General features: G+C 62.9%; 18 protein-coding genes and 1 pseudogene. 8 read left to right on the top strand and 11 right to left on the bottom strand.

Annotation, left to right across the window (positions count from 1 at the left end):
- Positions 1 to 662: TCP-1/cpn60 chaperonin family protein (locus tag B2V90_RS03775; protein ID WP_293919691.1), on the top strand; the 662-nt coding region annotated here is incomplete at its 5' end.
- Positions 663 to 729: 67 nt separating this feature from the next.
- On the opposite strand, the gene B2V90_RS03770 is transcribed toward B2V90_RS03775, so the two are convergent.
- Complete coding sequence (locus tag B2V90_RS03770; RefSeq protein WP_228220555.1) at positions 730 to 1,410, bottom strand: GNAT family N-acetyltransferase; 681 nt, start codon at positions 1,408 to 1,410, stop codon at positions 730 to 732.
- A gap of 156 nt (positions 1,411 to 1,566) precedes the next feature.
- On the opposite strand from B2V90_RS03770, the gene B2V90_RS03765 reads away from it, so the two are divergent.
- Positions 1,567 to 2,454, top strand: coding sequence for an iron-containing redox enzyme family protein (locus B2V90_RS03765; RefSeq protein ID WP_228220328.1), 888 nt, complete (start codon positions 1,567 to 1,569; stop codon positions 2,452 to 2,454).
- Positions 2,455 to 2,459: 5 nt separating this feature from the next.
- Entirely contained in the window at positions 2,460 to 2,813 is a 354-nt protein-coding gene (locus tag B2V90_RS03760) for a response regulator (protein ID WP_009821405.1), read from the top strand.
- A 32-nt stretch (positions 2,814 to 2,845) separates the two neighbouring features.
- On the opposite strand, the gene B2V90_RS03755 is transcribed toward B2V90_RS03760, so the two are convergent.
- Positions 2,846 to 4,021, bottom strand: a complete 1,176-nt coding sequence (locus B2V90_RS03755; protein WP_228220554.1) for a vWA domain-containing protein — start codon at positions 4,019 to 4,021, stop codon at positions 2,846 to 2,848.
- Between the two features lie 220 nt (positions 4,022 to 4,241).
- Between B2V90_RS03755 and B2V90_RS03750 the strand changes: the two genes are divergently transcribed.
- A complete protein-coding gene (locus B2V90_RS03750) occupies positions 4,242 to 5,531 on the top strand; it encodes a methyl-accepting chemotaxis protein (RefSeq protein WP_414711573.1) in 1,290 nt (429 codons plus the stop codon).
- On the opposite strand, the gene B2V90_RS03745 is transcribed toward B2V90_RS03750, so the two are convergent.
- The 9 genes from B2V90_RS03745 to B2V90_RS03705 form a co-directional block, all read right to left on the bottom strand.
- Positions 5,519 to 6,376, bottom strand: coding sequence for a DUF817 domain-containing protein (locus tag B2V90_RS03745; RefSeq protein WP_228220326.1), 858 nt, complete (start codon positions 6,374 to 6,376; stop codon positions 5,519 to 5,521). The genes B2V90_RS03750 and B2V90_RS03745 overlap by 13 nt on opposite strands.
- 43 nt (positions 6,377 to 6,419) lie before the next feature.
- On the bottom strand, positions 6,420 to 7,457 hold the full coding sequence (locus B2V90_RS03740; protein WP_228220325.1) for a hypothetical protein: 1,038 nt from the start codon (positions 7,455 to 7,457) through the stop codon (positions 6,420 to 6,422).
- Between the two features lie 96 nt (positions 7,458 to 7,553).
- Positions 7,554 to 7,961: a GFA family protein gene (locus tag B2V90_RS03735; protein ID WP_228220324.1), complete on the bottom strand. Its 408-nt coding sequence runs from the start codon at positions 7,959 to 7,961 to the stop codon at positions 7,554 to 7,556.
- Positions 7,962 to 7,964: 3 nt separating this feature from the next.
- Positions 7,965 to 8,810 carry an AAA family ATPase gene (locus B2V90_RS03730; RefSeq protein WP_009821411.1) on the bottom strand — a complete coding sequence of 282 codons (846 nt, stop codon included), beginning with the start codon at positions 8,808 to 8,810 and terminating at the stop codon, positions 7,965 to 7,967.
- A gap of 74 nt (positions 8,811 to 8,884) precedes the next feature.
- The gene (locus B2V90_RS03725) at positions 8,885 to 9,568 is read right to left on the bottom strand and encodes a DUF6975 family protein (protein WP_009821412.1); all 684 of its coding nucleotides are present in this window, start codon (positions 9,566 to 9,568) and stop codon (positions 8,885 to 8,887) included.
- Between the two features lie 137 nt (positions 9,569 to 9,705).
- Positions 9,706 to 11,754: an RNA polymerase sigma factor RpoD gene (gene rpoD, locus B2V90_RS03720; protein ID WP_009821413.1), complete on the bottom strand. Its 2,049-nt coding sequence runs from the start codon at positions 11,752 to 11,754 to the stop codon at positions 9,706 to 9,708.
- Between the two features lie 46 nt (positions 11,755 to 11,800).
- Complete coding sequence (gene dnaG, locus B2V90_RS03715) at positions 11,801 to 13,678, bottom strand: DNA primase (protein WP_228220323.1); 1,878 nt, start codon at positions 13,676 to 13,678, stop codon at positions 11,801 to 11,803.
- Complete coding sequence (locus B2V90_RS03710) at positions 13,675 to 14,082, bottom strand: GIY-YIG nuclease family protein (protein WP_228220322.1); 408 nt, start codon at positions 14,080 to 14,082, stop codon at positions 13,675 to 13,677. The genes dnaG and B2V90_RS03710 overlap by 4 nt, the downstream gene beginning before the upstream one ends.
- Positions 14,083 to 14,216: 134 nt before the next feature.
- Positions 14,217 to 14,669, bottom strand: a complete 453-nt coding sequence (locus tag B2V90_RS03705) for a GatB/YqeY domain-containing protein (RefSeq protein WP_228220321.1) — start codon at positions 14,667 to 14,669, stop codon at positions 14,217 to 14,219.
- A gap of 155 nt (positions 14,670 to 14,824) precedes the next feature.
- Between B2V90_RS03705 and carA the strand changes: the two genes are divergently transcribed.
- From carA to B2V90_RS03685, 4 genes and pseudogenes are all read left to right on the top strand, one after another.
- Positions 14,825 to 16,003: a glutamine-hydrolyzing carbamoyl-phosphate synthase small subunit gene (gene carA / locus B2V90_RS03700; protein ID WP_228220320.1), complete on the top strand. Its 1,179-nt coding sequence runs from the start codon at positions 14,825 to 14,827 to the stop codon at positions 16,001 to 16,003.
- Complete coding sequence (locus B2V90_RS03695; RefSeq protein WP_228220319.1) at positions 16,000 to 16,368, top strand: ribonuclease E inhibitor RraB; 369 nt, start codon at positions 16,000 to 16,002, stop codon at positions 16,366 to 16,368. Before carA ends, B2V90_RS03695 begins: the two co-directional genes overlap by 4 nt.
- The gene (locus B2V90_RS03690) at positions 16,365 to 16,934 is read left to right on the top strand and encodes a hypothetical protein (protein ID WP_228220318.1); all 570 of its coding nucleotides are present in this window, start codon (positions 16,365 to 16,367) and stop codon (positions 16,932 to 16,934) included. The genes B2V90_RS03695 and B2V90_RS03690 overlap by 4 nt, the downstream gene beginning before the upstream one ends.
- A pseudogene (locus tag B2V90_RS03685) lies at positions 16,934 to 17,682 on the top strand (carbamoyl phosphate synthase large subunit); the annotation flags it as partial. The gene B2V90_RS03690 and the pseudogene B2V90_RS03685, both read left to right, overlap by 1 nt.

Below are 17,682 nucleotides of genomic sequence, written 5' to 3'. Positions count from 1 at the left end.
ACAACACCACCATCGTCGATGGTGCTGGCGATGCCGACTCGATCAAGGGCCGCACCGAGCAGATCCGCTCGCAGATCGAGAACACCACCTCGGACTATGACCGTGAAAAGCTGCAGGAGCGTCTTGCCAAGCTGGCCGGCGGCGTGGCCGTCATCAAGGTTGGCGGCGCGACCGAAGTGGAAGTCAAGGAGCGCAAGGACCGCGTCGACGACGCGCTGCACGCCACCCGTGCGGCCGTTGAAGAAGGCATCGTCCCCGGTGGCGGCACCGCGCTGCTCTACGCGACCAAGGCGATTGAAGGCCTGACCGGTGTCAATGATGACCAGACCCGCGGCATCGACATCGTTCGCAAGTCGTTGACCGCCCTGGTTCGCCAGATCGCGGCAAACGCCGGCCATGACGGCGCGGTCGTTTCGGGCAAGCTGCTCGACCAGACCGACACGTCGTTCGGCTTCAACGCGTCGACCGACACCTATGAAAATCTGGTCGCCGCCGGCGTCATCGACCCGACCAAGGTCGTGCGCACCGCGCTCCAGAACGCTGCCTCGGTCGCTGGTTTGCTGATCACCACCGAAGCCACCATCGCCGAGCTGCCGGAAGACAAGTCCGCTGCTCCCGCGATGCCGGGCGGCATGGGCGGCATGGGCGGCATGGACTTCTAAGTCCGCGGATCCACGAAAATTGGGAAGAGGCCGGCGGAGCGATCCGCCGGCCTTTTTTCATAGCGCGTCAGGCTTTGGCGAGCACTATCATCGGCAACTGCGCACGCACCGAAAAACCCAAGGTGCGATAGAGCGCGATCGTCCGGTCGTGGCTGGCATAGGCGTGAAGGAACGGCGTTTCGCCGCATGTCTTCATCCGCTGCATGATCCGGCGCATCAGCTGGCCAGCCAGGCCGCGACCGCGATGGTCGGGATGGGTGCACACGCCGCTGATTTCGGCAAAGCCGGGCATCCGCATCCGCTCGCCCGCCATCGCGATCAGGCGGCCCCCTTCACGTACGCCGATGAATCGGCCCAGGCGATGCGTGCGGGCGCGAAAGGGGCCGGGTCGGGTAAGCAGCGCCAGCGCCAGCATGTCGGGCGCGTCCGCTTCGTCCAGTTCCTGCCAGTCCGGTTCCTCTTCGCCGACATCCACGGGCCGTTCCGCGATCATCTGCGCCAGCATGGCGGTGCGAACAACCTGCGTGCCAGCCGGCGGTGGGGCCAGCGCGTCGCGGCCCAGCAGCCACGTCTCCCCTTCTGGCGGCATCAGGATAGCCAGCGCATCCATATCCTGCGCCGACGCCCTGGCGGTGGCGGCGAAGGGACCATATTCGGGGTCCAGCCTTACCGCCTGCGCGTCGCCCTGCGCCAGCGCGGCCCATCCGCCATGGAGGCTGTTCCAGATCGGCGTGTCCAGGGGGTGAATGGCATTGCTCCTGTCTGTCGGGTGTCGGGGTGAATGCGCCCAGTGGCGGCTGACCGTCAACAGGATCGACCACGCCTGACATAGGTTAGTCGCTTTTGTCGGAACGCGGAGCCTGTCTTCGGGATTGGATTGGCAACACATAGGAAAGGTCTGAACGTGGCGACCCAACTCAAGGACGAGGAATCCCAATTTCTCCAGGATTCGTTCCAGCAGCAGCTGAGCCGTTGGAACCGACGACGGCTTTCTCCCGCCTTTCCCGATGACTGGTCGGCAGACCGGTTCAATGAAGATCAGCGGATGGCGCGGCTCGAACACGCCTTTATCGAGGAATTGCGCGCGGAAGTGCGCATTGAAGCAGCCCAAGCGCCGACTGATGTTGACGGGTTCATCGCCTGGTTCGAAGCGCTCAAGGCGACGGGGCCGGGCCAGGAAGATCGCCTCTTTCCCTGGCTGGCAGATGAAGCGCGGATGGATCATCTCCGCTGGTTCCTGTCGCAGGAAGCGGCCGGCGAGGCGGGCTTTGACGATCTGGTGGCCATGACGCAGGTCAAGATCCCGGACCGCGCCAAGATGGAATTGGCGCGCAACTACTGGGATGAAATGGGCCGGGGCAACATTAAGGGCATGCACGGTCCAATGCTGGGGCAACTCGTTGATTTGCTCGACCTCGACACCTGCATCGAGCACACCGTCTGGGAAAGCCTGGCGCTGGCCAATGCGATGACGGCGATGGCGACGCAGCGTTGCTATACATGGCACAGCGTCGGCGCGCTGGGTGTCATCGAATTGACGGCGCCCGGCCGGTCCGCGCATACGGCGCGCGCATTGCGGCGTCTGGGCCTGTCGAACAGCCAGCGTCGCTATTTCGACCTGCACGCTGTGCTGGACATCAAGCATAGCGCTGACTGGAACGAGGAAGCGATCAAGCCGTTGGTGGCGGCAGATCCGCGCCGCGCCACCGCCATGGCCGAAGGGGCGCTCATACGCCTGCGCTGCGGTGCGCGGTGTTTTGATCGTTACCGCGCGCATTTCGGGCTGGAGTGACCGCCATGGCCGAGACGCGCCGCATATTGCTGGTGGAGGATGACCCTCGTGTCGCCGCGATGATCGCGGACATGCTGGAGGAGGCCGATTATGCCGTGGATGGGCCCTATGGCACGCTGGCCGACGGCATGGCGGCCCTTGCCAAGCATTTTCCTGCTGGCGCTGTCCTGGACCTAACATTGCAGGATAGCGATGCGGGCCTGTTGGCCGATGATCTCGACAATTATGGCATTCCCTATATTTTCTGCTCGGGGGCGGCACATCATGCGGTGATCGGCGCGCACCCGGATGCTCCCGTCATCGCCAAGCCGACCGATATGCGGCACCTGGTTACGACGCTCGACCGGTTGGTCCATTAGAAGCGCCGGTCGCTGCCGTCGCGTCCAAACCGTTACCGCTTGCGGGTCAGTTCCCGCATCGCCGCGTCGATACCGCCCAGCGTCAGCGGAAACATCCGACCCTGAAACAGGTGGCGGATGATCTGCGTCGACTGGCTGTAGGTCCAATGCGCCTGCGCCGCGGGGTTAAGCCAGACGGTCGCGGGATAGGTGTGCGTCACCCGCTGCAGCCAGACGGCGCCCGCTTCTTCGTTCATATGCTCCACTGAGCCGCCCGGGTGGCTGATTTCATAGGGGCTCATCGCCGCATCGCCGACGAAGATCACCTTATAGTCATGGCCATATTTGTGGAGGATGTCCCAGGTGGGTGTCCGTTCCGAAAAGCGGCGGCGATTATCCTTCCATACGCCTTCGTACAGGCAATTGTGGAAATAGAAGAATTCCATATTCTTGAACTCGCCGGTCGCGGCGGAAAACAGCTCCTCGCACAGCGTGACGAAAGGGTCCATCGACCCGCCTACGTCGAGGAACAGCAGCAGCTTGACCGCATTGTGCCGCTCGGGCCGCATGCGGATGTCTAGCCAGCCTTGGCGCGCGGTGCCGCGGATGGTCGCGTCGAGGTCCAGTTCCTCAGCCGCGCCCTCGCGCGCGAAGCGGCGCAGGCGGCGCAGCGCGACCTTGATGTTGCGCGTGCCCAATTCCTTTTGATTATCGAGATTGGCGAATTCGCGCTTCTCCCACACCTTGATCGCGCGCTTGTGCCGGCTTTCCCCGCCGATCCGGACGCCTTCGGGATTATAGCCGCCATGACCGAAGGGGGACGTGCCGCCCGTGCCGATCCATTTGTTGCCGCCCTGATGCCGGTCCTTCTGTTCTTCCAGCCGTTCCTTGAGCGTCTTCATGATCTCGTCCCAGTCGCCCAGAGACTTGATCTTTTCCATCTCCTCGGGGCTGAGGAATTTCTCGGCGACCAGGCGCAGCCACTCTTCGGGGATGTCCGCGTCAACCCCTTCCTCACTGACTATACCCTTGAATATCCGCGCGAAGACCTGATCGAAGCGATCGAGCAGCGCCTCATCCTTCACATAAGTGGCGCGGGCCAGATAATAGAAATCCTCCGGCCGGCGAGCAATGACGTCCCGATCCAGGGCTTCGAGCAGCAGCAGATGTTCCTTGATGCTGGCAGGAATGCCGGCGGCGCGCAGCGCGTCGAGAAAGTTGAGCAACATGATCCATTTGTCCGCCAGCGTGGACGGCGATGCAAGCATAACGCGCACCGACGCGGGCAGAATATTAAGTGTTGCAGTGCATGGTTAATCCGGCACTATCCATGTTGCAGGGCAGAATAGCGGGGAAATATTGAAAGACAGGGGCTTACTGGCCGACTTGGGGGAGAGGTCGGGCGATATCGCATTGCAGTGCAGTGAGACTGCCGGCTTCTTGGGGGACGTGGACCGTCGCATCCAGAAGGACGCGGCGCATCTCGACGACCTTCAGGTCAATATGAGGCGATTGTCGGCCAGCCAGGGGGAAAGCATGGCAGCGGCGCGCGAATTGAGCCTCACCGCTCAACGCGCCGAGCAGATCATTGCGGACGGTCATGATGTCATCGGCCTGTCGCTCGGCGAAGTCGTGGCGCTGGTCGATCATGTCACTGGGCTGGAAGGGCGTCTTCGCCAGTTCCTGGCGGTCATCGAAGCAGTGGGCGACGTATCGGGGCAATTGGGCGCGATTGCCCGGCAGACGCGGCTGCTGGGCGTCAACGCCGCGATCGAGGCCGCGCGCGGGGGTGCGGCGACACAGGGGTTTGCGGTGGTCGCCACTGAAATCCGCCGGCTTGCCGAGCAGGCGGGCGATTCCTCGGCTTCCGTCGCGATCAAGCTGGGGCAGCTGGATCAGGATGCGCGCGCGCTGATCCAAGGGGTGGAAGATAATATTGCGCGCGGACGGGGCGCGAGGATGCATATCGATCAGCTCCGCCTGCGCCTGGCGGAGATCGCATCGCTGGTGACGCAATTTGGTGAGCGATCGGGCGCCATCGTCCATTGCACGGACATCGCAAGCCAGGAAGTCGACGTGCTGACACAGGGCCTGGCTGATTTCGGCCGGTCAGCACGGGAAAGCACCGCGCGGGTCGGCGCCGCGCGCGCGCAACTGGATGGGCTGGAACGGATGGCCAACGCCTTGCTCAATACGGCCGCGCATGGGGGGCAGGTGACGCGTAACAGCCCCTATATCGCACTCGCCGAGCAGGGGGCTGAGGAGATTCGGGGGAGCATTACCCACGCCCTGGACAGCGGCGCGCTGAGCATGGAAGCGCTGTTCGATACCGGATATCAGCGGATCGAGGGATCCGATCCCCCGCAATATCTGACCGGATTCACCGCTTTTGCCGACTTGGCGCTGCGTCCGCTGCTCGACCGCCACAGTGCGCAGGACGATGCGGTGGTGGGCTGTTGCCTGATCGACATGCACGGCTATCTGCCGACGCATATCAGCGCGCGCAGCCAGCCGCAGCGGCCCGGCGAACGGCTGTGGAACATGGAGCATGCGCGCAATCGACAGATATTCATGGATGCGCAAACCCGCCGCGCGCTCGATGGCGTGAGCGACTTTTTCGTCTTCACCTATCGGCAGGATCTGGGGGAGGGACGCTATCGGGCGTTGCGCAGCGTATTCGTGCCGCTGGTCTTCGGCGGCCGGCGCTGGGGACTGTATGAAGTGGGCTATCTGATCTGATTGTCTTCGCCACGGATGCCATGGATCAATGAGACCAGCACGAAGCTGATGATCATGAGTAGATACCAGCTGCCGAGCTTGGCAATGCCGACCATCTGCCAGCCCGCCCGCTGATCGGGGTAGGTCCAGGCATTGGCGAAAGTGCCGATATTTTCGGCGAGCCAGATAAACAGGGCGACGAGGAAAAAGCCGAGCAGCAGGGGCATGGACCGGGGTGCCCGCCAAGGCGTGAAGACGATCCAGCTCCGCCCGAACAGGCCGATTGCCACCGCAAAGAGGATCAGGCGGATGTCCGGCGCCCAATGATGCGCGAAGAAGTTGATGTAGATCGCGCCCGCCAGAACCACCGTCGTCCAGACCGGCGGATAGCGGGTGAAGCGGAAATCGAAGATGCGCCAGACGCGCGCGATATAGCTGCCCACGGCAGCATACATGAAGCCGGAAAAGAGCGGTACTGCGCCGATATGGAGCAGGCTGGCTTCGGGATAGATCCACGATCCCGCCTGCGTCTTGAACAATTCCATCACTGTGCCGATGAGGTGGAAGGCGAAGATGACCTTGGCCTCTGCCCAGCTTTCCAGGCGGAATGCCAACATGGCCGCCTGGATCGCGAGCGCGGCCAGGGTCAGGAAATCATAGCGGTGGAGGGGAGCGCCGACGGGGTACAGGAAATGCGTGGCCAATAGCAGCGCCAGCATCAGCCCGCCGAACAGGCAGGCCCAGCCCTGCTTGAAACCAAAGAGCAAAAATTCGAACGCCCATGCCCGCGGGCCGGGTGCAAGCCGGATTGCCTCCAGCCGGGCGCGGATGCGCGCGAAGCGGGTCGCGCCAGAGATGGGCTTCATGCGAGGGTCTTAAAGGATGGAATGCGGTGGAGGAAAGCGAATGTCAGCGCCGACCTGCGCGGCCCGGCTGCATCGTCGCCTCACCGGTCGCGGCATAGGCGACGATCGCCTGCGCCTGTGCGGTCTGCGGGTCCTTCCCGTCCAGGATGGCGGCGATCTGACGCGGGCTGGGCACCTTGTCATAGGTGCCGTAAAGGTCGGTCTGGCCCACCATATGGATGGACAATTGATAGCCCTTGCCCGGCGTGGCGGGATCAAAGGCGAGCAGGGTGCCGCTGTCATCGACCGGCACGATGATCGCGCCATCGCGGCGCCCGGTCTGCTGAAGAATGTCATAGCGGCCATCAGCGGTCTCGACCGCGCCCCGCAGGCAAAGCCTGTCCTTGCCATCGCGAGGAATACGCACGTCGTGCGGCAGGGCAGGCGCCCCGTCCTGCGCAGGCGTCAGCCTGGCTTCGCCGGCGTCCGATGCCGGGCAGGCGGCGAAGTGCGCCGGAGCGGTCATATGCAGCGACGCCTTATCTTCGACCTGCAAGCTGGCCAGCATCGCGTCCAGGCCGGCTAGCACATCCTTGCGACGGTCGGTCGGGCCGGTGACGCGGATCTTGACGATCCAGCGCCCGGCATGGACGAAGCCTGCCGCGGTCGTCAGCGCGCCATCGGCGGCATCGTCATAAACCGCGCGAATGGCGCGCTGGGGAAGGCCATCGACCGGCGCGCTTTGATAGGCGGTCCGGCGGGTCTTGTCGCCAAAACGCTCCATGATCGCCTTGTCGGTCATATAGGCGGCGAGCGACGCGTCGGCGTAGGTCGGCATATAGACATAGAAGGTGGCCTGGACGGCGCCGTCCTGCGACAGATATTGTGCGTAATTATCGACCGCGCGCCCTCCGTTCGATGCTTCCCCGCTTTTGGTGAGAGAGAGGCCGCCGACTGTCTGGGGCAGGCTGATCCCCGCCGCATTGGCGCGCAAGGCCGTCGCGGTCGGCGTCCATGCTTCCATGTCCTGCGCCGTCTGCGCAAGCGTGGGCGTTGCCAGACCAAGGGCGATGGGCAGAAGCAACAAGGCGCGTGCGGTCATGGGCATCCCTCTCCAGAACCAGACCGTCTTGGCGCGGCCTTGAACTATGGAAGGGAGGCTACAGGCTTGCCCGGCGCGCGCAAGCCCCAATCGCGGCTATTGCGGGTTCTGCGCGGGATGATGGGGGATGTCGGGATCAAGGCAGGCCCAATCGGGCGCGGTGCTGGTCCAGATTTCCATCTGCGGGGCCAGCAGCGATGGATTGTCGAGCGCGCCGGCCCGGACGATCACGACCGCGGGGCGCGCCTCCGCCCGGCTGAGCAGGGGCGTTCCGCACTGGGGGCAAAAACCGCGCTGCATCGCATTGCCGCTGTCGGCGACGCTGTCATGCCAGCGTATGTCGCCATTGACCTGCACAGCGTCGCTGGGGAAAGCCAGGTTCACTGTGCCGGCGCCTGCGCTCAGATATTGGCATAGCCGACACCAGCAATGACGCGCGCCGGTCGGTTCGGCGTCGATCGTGATGCGCACCTGACCGCAAAGGCATCCGGCATGATGTGCCATGGCTCAGCGTCCCTGACGGCGCGCCATGAAGGCAAGGCGCTCGAACATCATGATATCCTGCTCATTCTTGAGCAGCGCCCCGTGCAGCGGCGGGATCGCTTTGGTCGAATCGCTGTTTTGCAGCACGTCGAGCGGCATGTCCTCGGCCAGCAGCAGTTTCAGCCAATCCAGCAGTTCGCTGGTGCTGGGCTTTTTCTTCAGTCCCGGCACGTCGCGAATCTCGTAGAATATTTCCATCGCCCGGCTGACCAGAATTTTCTGGATGCCGGGGAAATGCACCTCGACGATCTTCTCCATCGTCTCCCGGTCGGGGAATTTGATATAGTGGAAGAAACAGCGGCGCAGAAAAGCGTCGGGCAATTCCTTTTCGTTATTGGAGGTGATGACCACGACCGGGCGTTCCGCCGCCGCGATCGTCTCGCCCGTTTCGTAGACATGGAAGGCCATGCGATCGAGTTCCTGCAACAGATCGTTGGGAAATTCGATATCGGCCTTGTCGATCTCGTCGATCAGCAGCACCGGCAGGCGCGGGGATGTGAACGCCTCCCACAGCTTGCCCTTGCGAATATAGTTGGAAATGTCGTGGACGCGCGGATCGCCCAGTTGCCCGTCGCGCAAACGGGCGACGGCGTCATATTCGTACAGTCCCTGGTGCGCCTTGGTCGTCGACTTGACGTTCCATTCGATCAGCGGCGCATCCAGCGCCTGCGCAATCTCCTGTGCGAGCACGGTCTTGCCGGTGCCCGGCTCTCCCTTCACCAGCAGCGGGCGGCGGAGCAGCACTGCGGCGTTGACCGCGACCTTCAGGTCGTCGGTGGCGACATAATCCTGGGTGCCTTCAAAGCGCATGAAATCCGTCCGTTCCCGTTGCTGCGTGCAACCGGACTAGGGAAAGCCGCGCGGGCGCGCAATCGGGAAAGCGGCTATCGGCCGGCGCGGCCGCGCAGATTGGCGCGGGCGGCGAGCAGGTCCCACAGGCCGCGATGCTGGGTGAGCAATTGTCGCGCGCCAAACTGGATTGCGCGGTCGATGATGTCGTCGCCGCCGATCGCGCGCGCGACGTCCAGCGTCGTCAGGCGATCGGGCAGGGCGCAGGGGTGCGGCTCGATGCCCGCGCGGATGGCCGCCATGTCGAGCATCTGCCGCATGCCGCGCCAATCGAGCACCAGGGCGATCGCCGCCCCCATGGCGCAGCCGCGCCGGTCCGACTGGGCCAGCGTGTCGAGCGCGTGCCGCTGCTGACTGACCGCCGCTTCGCAATCGGCCTGACCGGCCGTGCTGGGAGCTGGGCCGGCGGCGACCGTAACCTGGGTCAGATAGGTGCGTTCGGCGGCAAAGGCGTCGGCCGCCTCGATCAACCACTGACGTGCGGCATTTTCCGCCGAACGGGTGGCGGCATGGTCGATGACGCCGGGATGGCGGCCGTGCAGCAGGCACATATAGGATGCCGCATCGGCCAGGTCGGGCAGCGACAGCAATCCTTCGCTGGCAAGGCCCGTGCGTGCGCGGATGACATAGGCGTGGGCAGCCGTTCCGTCCGCCGCGACCAGCGCATCGAGCACGCGCGCAATGTCGCCAGACTGCAGTCGCGGTGCCGCTTCGCTCATGTCCCAATCCCTGTCAGGCCCCGGCCTGTGCGGGGGTCATCACCGGCATACGCATCCGGAGTAAACGCCCGGTTTACAGAATCAGAAAGGGCGACCGTGAAAGCCGCCCTTTTCCGTCGAACATGGTTAAGATTGCTTTACTGATCGAGAAAGCTGCGCATTTTACGCGACCGGCTCGGATGCTTAAGCTTGCGCAGCGCCTTCGCCTCGATCTGTCGGATGCGCTCGCGGGTCACGCTGAACTGCTGACCCACTTCCTCCAGCGTATGATCGGTGTTCATGCCGATGCCAAAGCGCATGCGGAGCACGCGCTCTTCACGCGGGGTGAGGCTGGCGAGGACACGGGTGACGGTTTCCTTCAGGTTCGCCTGAATTGCGGCATCCACCGGGATGATCGCATTCTTGTCCTCGATGAAATCGCCCAGATGCGAATCCTCCTCGTCGCCGATCGGCGTTTCGAGGGAGATGGGCTCCTTGGCGATCTTCATCACCTTGCGCACCTTTTCGAGCGGCATCGACAGGCGCTCGGCCATTTCCTCGGGCGTCGGCTCGCGGCCCTGCTCGTGCAGGAACTGGCGGCTGGTGCGGACCAGCTTGTTGATCGTCTCGATCATGTGGACCGGGATACGGATGGTGCGCGCCTGATCAGCGATCGAGCGAGTGATCGCCTGACGTATCCACCAGGTGGCATAGGTGCTGAACTTGTAACCGCGACGATATTCAAATTTATCGACCGCTTTCATCAGGCCGATATTGCCTTCCTGAATGAGGTCGAGAAATTGCAGGCCGCGGTTCGTATATTTCTTCGCAATGGAGATGACGAGGCGCAGATTGGCCTCGACCATTTCCTTCTTGGCGATGCGCGCTTCCCGCTCGCCCTTTTGCACCATGTTGACGATGCGGCGGAATTCGCCCAGCGACATGCCGGTCGCCTGTGCGATTTCGGCGATCTCGTTGCGGATGCGGTCGACCGAACGGCCCTCCGCGGCGGCAAAGGCCGTCCACTTCTTGTCAAGTCCGCTCACCTTGTCGAGCCAGCCATCGTCCAGCTCATGATTGACGTAGCGATCGAGGAAATCCTTGCGGCTGACCTTGTGCCGTTCGGCCAGACGCAGCATCTGCCCGCCCAGCGCGGTCAGGCGCCGGTTATAGGCGTAGAGCTGATCGACCAGATATTCGATCTTCTGCTGATGGAACTGGACGCTTTCGACCTCGGCTGTCAGGCTTTCGCGCAGCGCCTGATAATCGTCCTCGGCCTTCTGGCTCAATGCGTCGCCGTTCGCCATCGCCTGCATGCGCGCTTCCTGCGCCTGCGAGAAATTACGAAAGATGTCCGTGATGGTTGCGAACTTCTCCAGCGCCATCGGCTTGAGCGTCTCTTCCATCTGGGCGAGGGAAAGGGTGTTGTCCTCTTCCTCTTCTTCCTCGTTACGGCGGGCGCGGCGTTCGGTCAGGCCGTCCTCATCCTCGTCCCCATCGGCGGATTCCTCCTCGGGCTCTTCCTCTTCCTTGAAGCTCGGACCGGCGGTCTTTTCGCTGATCTCGCCATCCTCATCCTCGGCGCCTTCTTCCAGGCTTTCGGGCGCGGGATCTTTCGACAGCATGGCGTCGAGATCCAGAATCTCGCGCAGCTGCATTTCGCCGTTGTTGAGCGCCGTCGACCATTCGATGATCGCGTTGAAGGTGGTCGGGCTCTCACACAGCCCGAAGATCATCGTATCGCGACCGGCCTCGATCCGCTTGGCGATGGCGATCTCGCCCTCACGGCTGAGCAGTTCCACCGCGCCCATTTCGCGCAGGTACATACGCACCGGATCATCGGTGCGGTCGACGGTTTCCTTCTTCTTCTCGGTAACGAGCTTGGGGCCGTCATCGTCGCTCGATTCGTCCTCGGCGTCTTCGGCATCCTCACGCTCGCGCTGCTCGTCGCCGTCCTCGCTGGCTTCCTCATTCTCGACGATATTGACGCCCATCTCATTGAGCGCGGCCATGATGTCCTCGATCTGCTCGGACGACATCTGGTCCTGCGGCAGGGCATCGTTCAATTCGTCATAGGTGATGTAGCCGCGCTTCTTGGCGCGCGCGATCAGCTTCTTGACGGACGCTTCATTCAGGTCGAGCAGCGGCGCATCGCCGCCATCTTCGCCCTCTGCCACACCGGTCTTGCTGTTCGCCTTGGTCGCCATGTAATCGCCTTGCTTCGCTGCCCTTCGTCAAAAGGGCGAACCTTGTTCAAATACTATCTTCGGACTGCGCCAGTTCCGCGAGACGACGATCATGATCGGCTTTCAGTGCGCGGATGCGCTGCTGTTCAGCGAAATTGGCCTCGCTGAAATCGCTTTCGAATCGTCTCGTAGCCTCCACCAGCGCCGCTTCCAGCTCCGGCCCTTGCGCAATCACCCGAACGGCCTCCTCCAGATCGCGCGCAACGCGATCGGGGTCGGTGGTCATCCTGCTTGGGGTGAGTGTGAATGTGTCGGCCCGGAGCATCCCCTTGGCCATATTATACACATCACCTTGCCCCAATATGGTAAGGAGGCCCTCTGTTTCAACTGTTTCTTTGTGGAAGGAGCAACGAATCATCGCACCCATCAACTGACCCAGCATCGGGTCGGCGATGTGGAGGCCGGAAAGCATCTCGCGATGCGGCGCGATCTGCTCGGGATGGCGCAGCAGTGCGGCCAGAACGGCGCGCAGCAGCCGTTGTTCCATGCCGCCCGCGCCGATCGCGCGTGCCTCCTGCCCCGCCGGCGGGATGGGCGGTTTCCAGTTGCCGCGCCGGTCACGCTGCCAGCGTTGCGCACCGCCGCCGCCCGGAGCCCGCGGCTGGAACGGCACCGCCTCGCGCCGGGCGAAGAACAGCGCGCCATACCTCTCGCGAAATGCATGGGCATAATGGGCGCGCACATCGGGATCGGCGATCGCGTCCGATATCGCGCGCAATCGCTGTTTGAGCGCGGCCTTCTGCTCGGGCGTATCGAGCGGCGCGGCCGATAGCTCATGCGCCCAAAGCCGTTCGATCAACGGTTGCGCATCGTCCAAAACGGCCTGCATTGCCGCCGGCCCGTTCGCGCGGATCAGGTCATCGGGGTCCTGCCCTTTGGGCAGCGTCGCAAAGCACAGGCTGTGACCGGGGCGCAGCAGGGGCAGGGCGCGCATTGCGGCGCGGATCGCCGCCTTCTGGCCCGCACCGTCGCCGTCGAAACAGAGGACCGGCACCTCCACCATCTTCCACAGCCGTTCGATCTGATGTTCGGTGAGCGCCGTGCCGAGCGGTGCCACCGCATCCGCAAAGCCCGCCTGCGCCAGCGCGATCACGTCCATATAGCCTTCCACCACGATGACGCGGCCGGTCTGGCGGCTGGCGGGCGACGCCTTGTCGATATTGTAGAGGGTGCGCCCCTTGTCGAACAGGGGCGTGTCAGGCGAGTTCAGATATTTGGGTTCGCCATCGCCAAGGATGCGGCCGCCAAAGGCGATCACCCGTCCACGAATATCGCGGATGGGGAGCATCAGCCGGCCCCGGAACCGATCATAGCTGTCGCGTTCACCGTCAGGGTCGATCAGCAAGCCGGCCTCGACCAGCATCGGCTCGCCAAAGTCCCGAAGCGCGGTCTTGAGTTTGCCGCGCGCGTCGGGCGCATAGCCAAAGCCGAAGGCGCGTCGCGTGGCGTCACTAATGCCGCGGCGTCCCAAATAAGCGCGCGCTTCCCCGCCATCCAGACCGCCCAGTTGATCCTCGAAGAAGCTCTGCGCCGCCGCCATTGCCTCATGCAGGCCCTTGGCCTGTTCGGCGCGCTTGGCCGCGCGCGGATCGGCGGCGGGCACTTCCATCCCGGCGGTGGCGGCCAGTTCCTTCACCGCTTCCATGAAGGGCAGGCCGCGCTGGTCGGTCATCCACCGGATCGCGTCGCCATGCGCGCCGCAACCGAAGCAATGATAAAAGCCCTTTTCATCGTTGATCGTGAAACTGGGCGTCTTTTCATTATGGAACGGACAACAGGCCTTATATTCGCGCCCGGCCTTTTGCACCTTGATCGACTTGCCGATCAGCGTCGACAGCGACGTGCGCGCGCGCAGTTCGTCCAGCCACTGCGGAGTGAGGGTCATGCGGGTGGCTCGGTATCTGGCATACCCAATCCGTTCGTTTCGAGCGAAGTCGAGAAACGGCTAGCGCATTCTTCTCGCCTCTCCACTTCGCTTGAACCGACCGGAACGATTGCTGTGTCGCGCTCTTTGGGCGGTTTCGCGAGATATGAGACCAGTGACCAGTTATTCGCTATCATCGCTTCCTTCTTGGCGCGCGACCATCCGCCTATGAGGCGTTCGGTCTCGAGCGCCTCGATCCGACTACTGAAATCCTCGCTCCAGACCAGCGTGACAGGGAGGCGCGCACGAGTGAAACGGCTACCCTGACCGCATTGATGTTGACCTATGCGATGCTCCAGATTGTCGGTGTGTCCGGTGGAATAGCGACCATCCGCGCATTTGAGCATATAGGTCCAGAAAGCCATTATCCGATTATGCCCGAACCCCTAAGCGTGTCGAGCGCCGTGTAAGACGTTTCTCGACTTCGCTCGAAACGAACGGGGGTGGTAGGGCGATCCGGCTCCTTCCCGCAAGCGGGAGGGGGATTTGTCCGCGACGTTCAAACGAGCGCCGCCTTCACCAGCCCGCTCGCCTTGCTCATGTCGATCACGCTGCCATGACGTTCCTTCAGCACCGCCATAACCTTGCCCATATCCTTGACGCTGGTTGCCCCGACCTCAGCCTTGATGGCTTCGATCGCGGCCCTGGTGTCGTCCTCGCTCATCTGCGCGGGCAGGAAGCTTTCGATCACGGCCAGTTCGGCCTCTTCCTTGGCGGCCAGTTCGTCGCGGCCGCCGCTCTTGAACATCTCGATCGATTCGCGGCGCTGCTTCACCATCTTTTGCAGCACGTCCACGACCACGGCGTCATCGTCAGGCACGCTGGTCGCGGTGCGCAATTCGATGTCGCGGTCCTTCAGCTTCGCCAGGATCAGGCGGACGGCGGCCAGCTTTTCCTTGTCGCCCGCCTTCATCGCTTCAACCTGGGCGCTCTTAACCTGCTCGCGAATCATGGGCGATAGAATCCTGTCTCTTTCGGAAAAGACCAGATATAGCGGCAAAAGAGATTTTTAACAGACGTTGACCTTGGGGGGACGCCCGCCTACCTGACCGGCCGTTTAACCCGCACCAGACGGGCCTCCGCAAAAGCATAAGGAAACGCATAGCCATGGCAGACGCCAAGACCCTTACCGTGCCCAAAGGAGCCACCGGGGTATTGGTTTTCGCCGATGGCAGCGCGGTGTTCGGACGGGGCTTCGGCGCGGTCGGCGATGCGGTGGGCGAACTCTGCTTCAACACGTCCATCACCGGCTATCAGGAGATTATGACCGATCCCAGTTATGCCGGGCAGATCATCAATTTCACCTTCCCCCATATCGGCAATGTCGGCACCAATGACGAGGATGTCGAGGCCGACAATCCCTATGCGCTGGGCTGCATCGTGCGGCAGGATGTGACCGAGCCCAGCAATTTCCGCAACGTCGCGCCGTTCGACGAATGGATGGCGGCGCATGGCCGGGTCGGCCTGTCGGGCGTCGACACCCGCGCGCTCACCCGCATGATCCGGGAAAAGGGCGCGCCTAATGTCGTCATCGCCCATGATTCCGACGGCGCGTTCGACATTGCCGCACTGGCGCAGAAGGCTGCAAGCTGGCCGGGTCTGGAGGGCATGGACCTCGCCATCGAAGTCACGGGCAAGGAAAGCCGCCTGTGGAAGGACGGCGTGTGGAAGCTGGGCTTTGGCTATGGCCTGAATGAGGCGGGGGAGGAGCGCCCCCATGTCGTCGCGATCGACTATGGCGCGAAGAACAACATCTTCCGCAATCTGGTGAAGGCCGGCGCGCGCGTCACCGTTCTGCCCGCCACTGCCACCTATGAGCAGGTGATGGAGCAGAAGCCTGACGGCGTGTTCCTCTCCAACGGTCCGGGCGATCCCGCCGCGACTGGCGAATATGCCGTGCCGGTGATCGCGGCGCTGATGGAGGCGGACATGCCGATCTTCGGCATCTGCCTTGGCCACCAGTTGCTCGGGCTCGCGGTCGGCGCGAAGACCATCAAGATGCATCAGGGCCACAGAGGCGCGAACCATCCGGTCAAGCGCCTGTCGGACGGGCTGGTCGAAATTACCAGCATGAACCATGGCTTCGCGGTCGACGCCGACACGCTGCCCGCCAATGTGCGCGCCACGCATGTGTCGCTGTTCGACGGCAGCAATTGCGGCATCGAACTGACGAACAAAAACGCCTTTTCGGTGCAATATCACCCCGAAGCCTCGCCGGGGCCGCAGGACAGCTTCTACCTGTTCAAGCGGTTCGTGGAGGGTCTCAAAGGGCCTGTCGCGGCGTGAGTCAGAACCTCCCTCCCGTCGATGAAGCGCGCCTCGCGGCAGAGTGGGAGGCGGACAAGGACGTCCTCGCCAATCTCGCCGCCAATGGCGATGTGGCGCGCATCGCGCGGCCGGTGGACGTCAGCTTCCGGGGCAGCGAACAGGATTTCGAACGCGTCCTGACCATCGCCAGCCAGTTCGGCATGGTCGAACTGGACCGGGAAGAAGATGAGGAGGGCGACCTGTTCCTGTTCCTCGAATGCGTGCAGGCGGTCGACGAAGCCTCGATCCGCGCGCTGACCAGAAAGTGCCTCCAGATCGAAATCCTCTGCGGCGTCGAATATGACGGCTGGGGCTGCGAGGCGCAGGCGGGGGGCGTGCATTGATTGATTTGCCGCCGCCATCCAACGTGCCGATCATCGAGGCCGTAGTAAGCTGTGGCGTTGCGCGCTCCGGGTTATCACTTCGCTACGAAGAACTCTACCAAAGTGATGTGCTGTCGATTGCGGCATCGGGCGGTGCAACGGACAAGATGTTCGAGTGCATTCGTGCTGCAACATGGGCACGTGCAACGGTTGAATTCGAGGAACCGGAAATTGGTGCCCGCTATCAGGCTTATGACGAGGCTGAATCTGGCGCGCTCATGAAGGCGATGGCCCAGGAAAAGTTGCGCAAAGCTGGTAAGGTCGGCACATTGCCCACTTACTCTGCCGGGCGTCCTCTCAGCGAATATCTCAATTCGCTTGAAGCCTTCTGCGGTCTTGAGCCGGGAAGCGCGTTCGAAGTGATGGGGCCAGATAGCTTCACGTATAAAAGAGATTTCCTCACAATTCCAGTCAAACCCGGTGCTGAATGTCTGACCGATGCTGTGATGGCGTCGAATCTTGAAGAGCACGGAATGCGCCTTGGATTCATTGGGAACGAGGCCGTTGAAGAGAGAAAAGAAGACTAATGCCCAAACGCACCGACATCTCCTCCATCCTCATCATCGGCGCGGGGCCGATCATCATCGGCCAGGCGTGCGAGTTCGACTATTCGGGCACGCAGGCGGTGAAGGCGCTCAAGGAAGAGGGCTATCGCATCATCCTCGTTAATTCCAACCCGGCCACGATCATGACCGACCCGGAATTTGCCGACGCGACCTATGTCGAGCCGATTACGCCCGAAATCGTGGCGAAGATCATCGAGAAGGAGCGGCCGGACGCGGTGCTGCCGACCATGGGTGGGCAGACGGCGCTGAACACGGCGCTGGCGCTGTTCAACGACGGCACGCTGGAGAAGTTCGGCGTCCAGATGATCGGCGCGGACGCAGAAGCCATCGACAAGGCGGAGGACCGGATCAAGTTCCGCGACGCGATGGACAAGATCGGCCTTGAATCCGCCCGCTCGCGCATCGCGCATACGATGGAGGAGGCGCTCGACGCGCTGGAGTTCACCGGCCTTCCCGCGATCATCCGGCCCAGCTTCACCATGGGCGGCACCGGCGGCGGCATCGCCTATAATCGCGACGAGTTCGTGAGCATCGTGCGCGGCGGCCTCGACGCGTCGCCCACCACCGAGGTGCTGATCGAGGAATCGCTGCTCGGATGGAAAGAATATGAGATGGAGGTCGTGCGGGACCGCAACGACAATTGCATCATCATCTGCTCGATCGAGAATGTCGATCCGATGGGCGTCCATACCGGCGACAGCATCACCGT

This window comes from Sphingobium sp. UBA5915 (assembly GCF_002431195.1).
GTDB lineage: Bacteria > Pseudomonadota > Alphaproteobacteria > Sphingomonadales > Sphingomonadaceae > Sphingobium > Sphingobium soli.
Note: the sequence above shows the minus strand (reverse complement) of the source record. Positions and strands in the feature narration are given on the sequence as shown.

Coding starts and splice junctions, on each gene's coding strand:
- B2V90_RS03760 (WP_009821405.1), top strand. CDS start 2,460: ATGGCCGAGACGCGCCGCATATTGCTGGTGGAGGATGACCCTCGTGTC.
- B2V90_RS03755 (WP_228220554.1), bottom strand. CDS start 4,021: ATGTTGCTCAACTTTCTCGACGCGCTGCGCGCCGCCGGCATTCCTGCC.
- B2V90_RS03745 (WP_228220326.1), bottom strand. CDS start 6,376: ATGAAGCCCATCTCTGGCGCGACCCGCTTCGCGCGCATCCGCGCCCGG.
- B2V90_RS03740 (WP_228220325.1), bottom strand. CDS start 7,457: ATGACCGCACGCGCCTTGTTGCTTCTGCCCATCGCCCTTGGTCTGGCA.
- B2V90_RS03735 (WP_228220324.1), bottom strand. CDS start 7,961: ATGGCACATCATGCCGGATGCCTTTGCGGTCAGGTGCGCATCACGATC.
- B2V90_RS03730 (WP_009821411.1), bottom strand. CDS start 8,810: ATGCGCTTTGAAGGCACCCAGGATTATGTCGCCACCGACGACCTGAAG.
- B2V90_RS03725 (WP_009821412.1), bottom strand. CDS start 9,568: ATGAGCGAAGCGGCACCGCGACTGCAGTCTGGCGACATTGCGCGCGTG.
- rpoD (WP_009821413.1), bottom strand. CDS start 11,754: ATGGCGACCAAGGCGAACAGCAAGACCGGTGTGGCAGAGGGCGAAGAT.
- dnaG (WP_228220323.1), bottom strand. CDS start 13,678: ATGACCCTCACTCCGCAGTGGCTGGACGAACTGCGCGCGCGCACGTCG.
- B2V90_RS03710 (WP_228220322.1), bottom strand. CDS start 14,082: ATGGCTTTCTGGACCTATATGCTCAAATGCGCGGATGGTCGCTATTCC.
- B2V90_RS03705 (WP_228220321.1), bottom strand. CDS start 14,669: ATGATTCGCGAGCAGGTTAAGAGCGCCCAGGTTGAAGCGATGAAGGCG.
- carA (WP_228220320.1), top strand. CDS start 14,825: ATGGCAGACGCCAAGACCCTTACCGTGCCCAAAGGAGCCACCGGGGTA.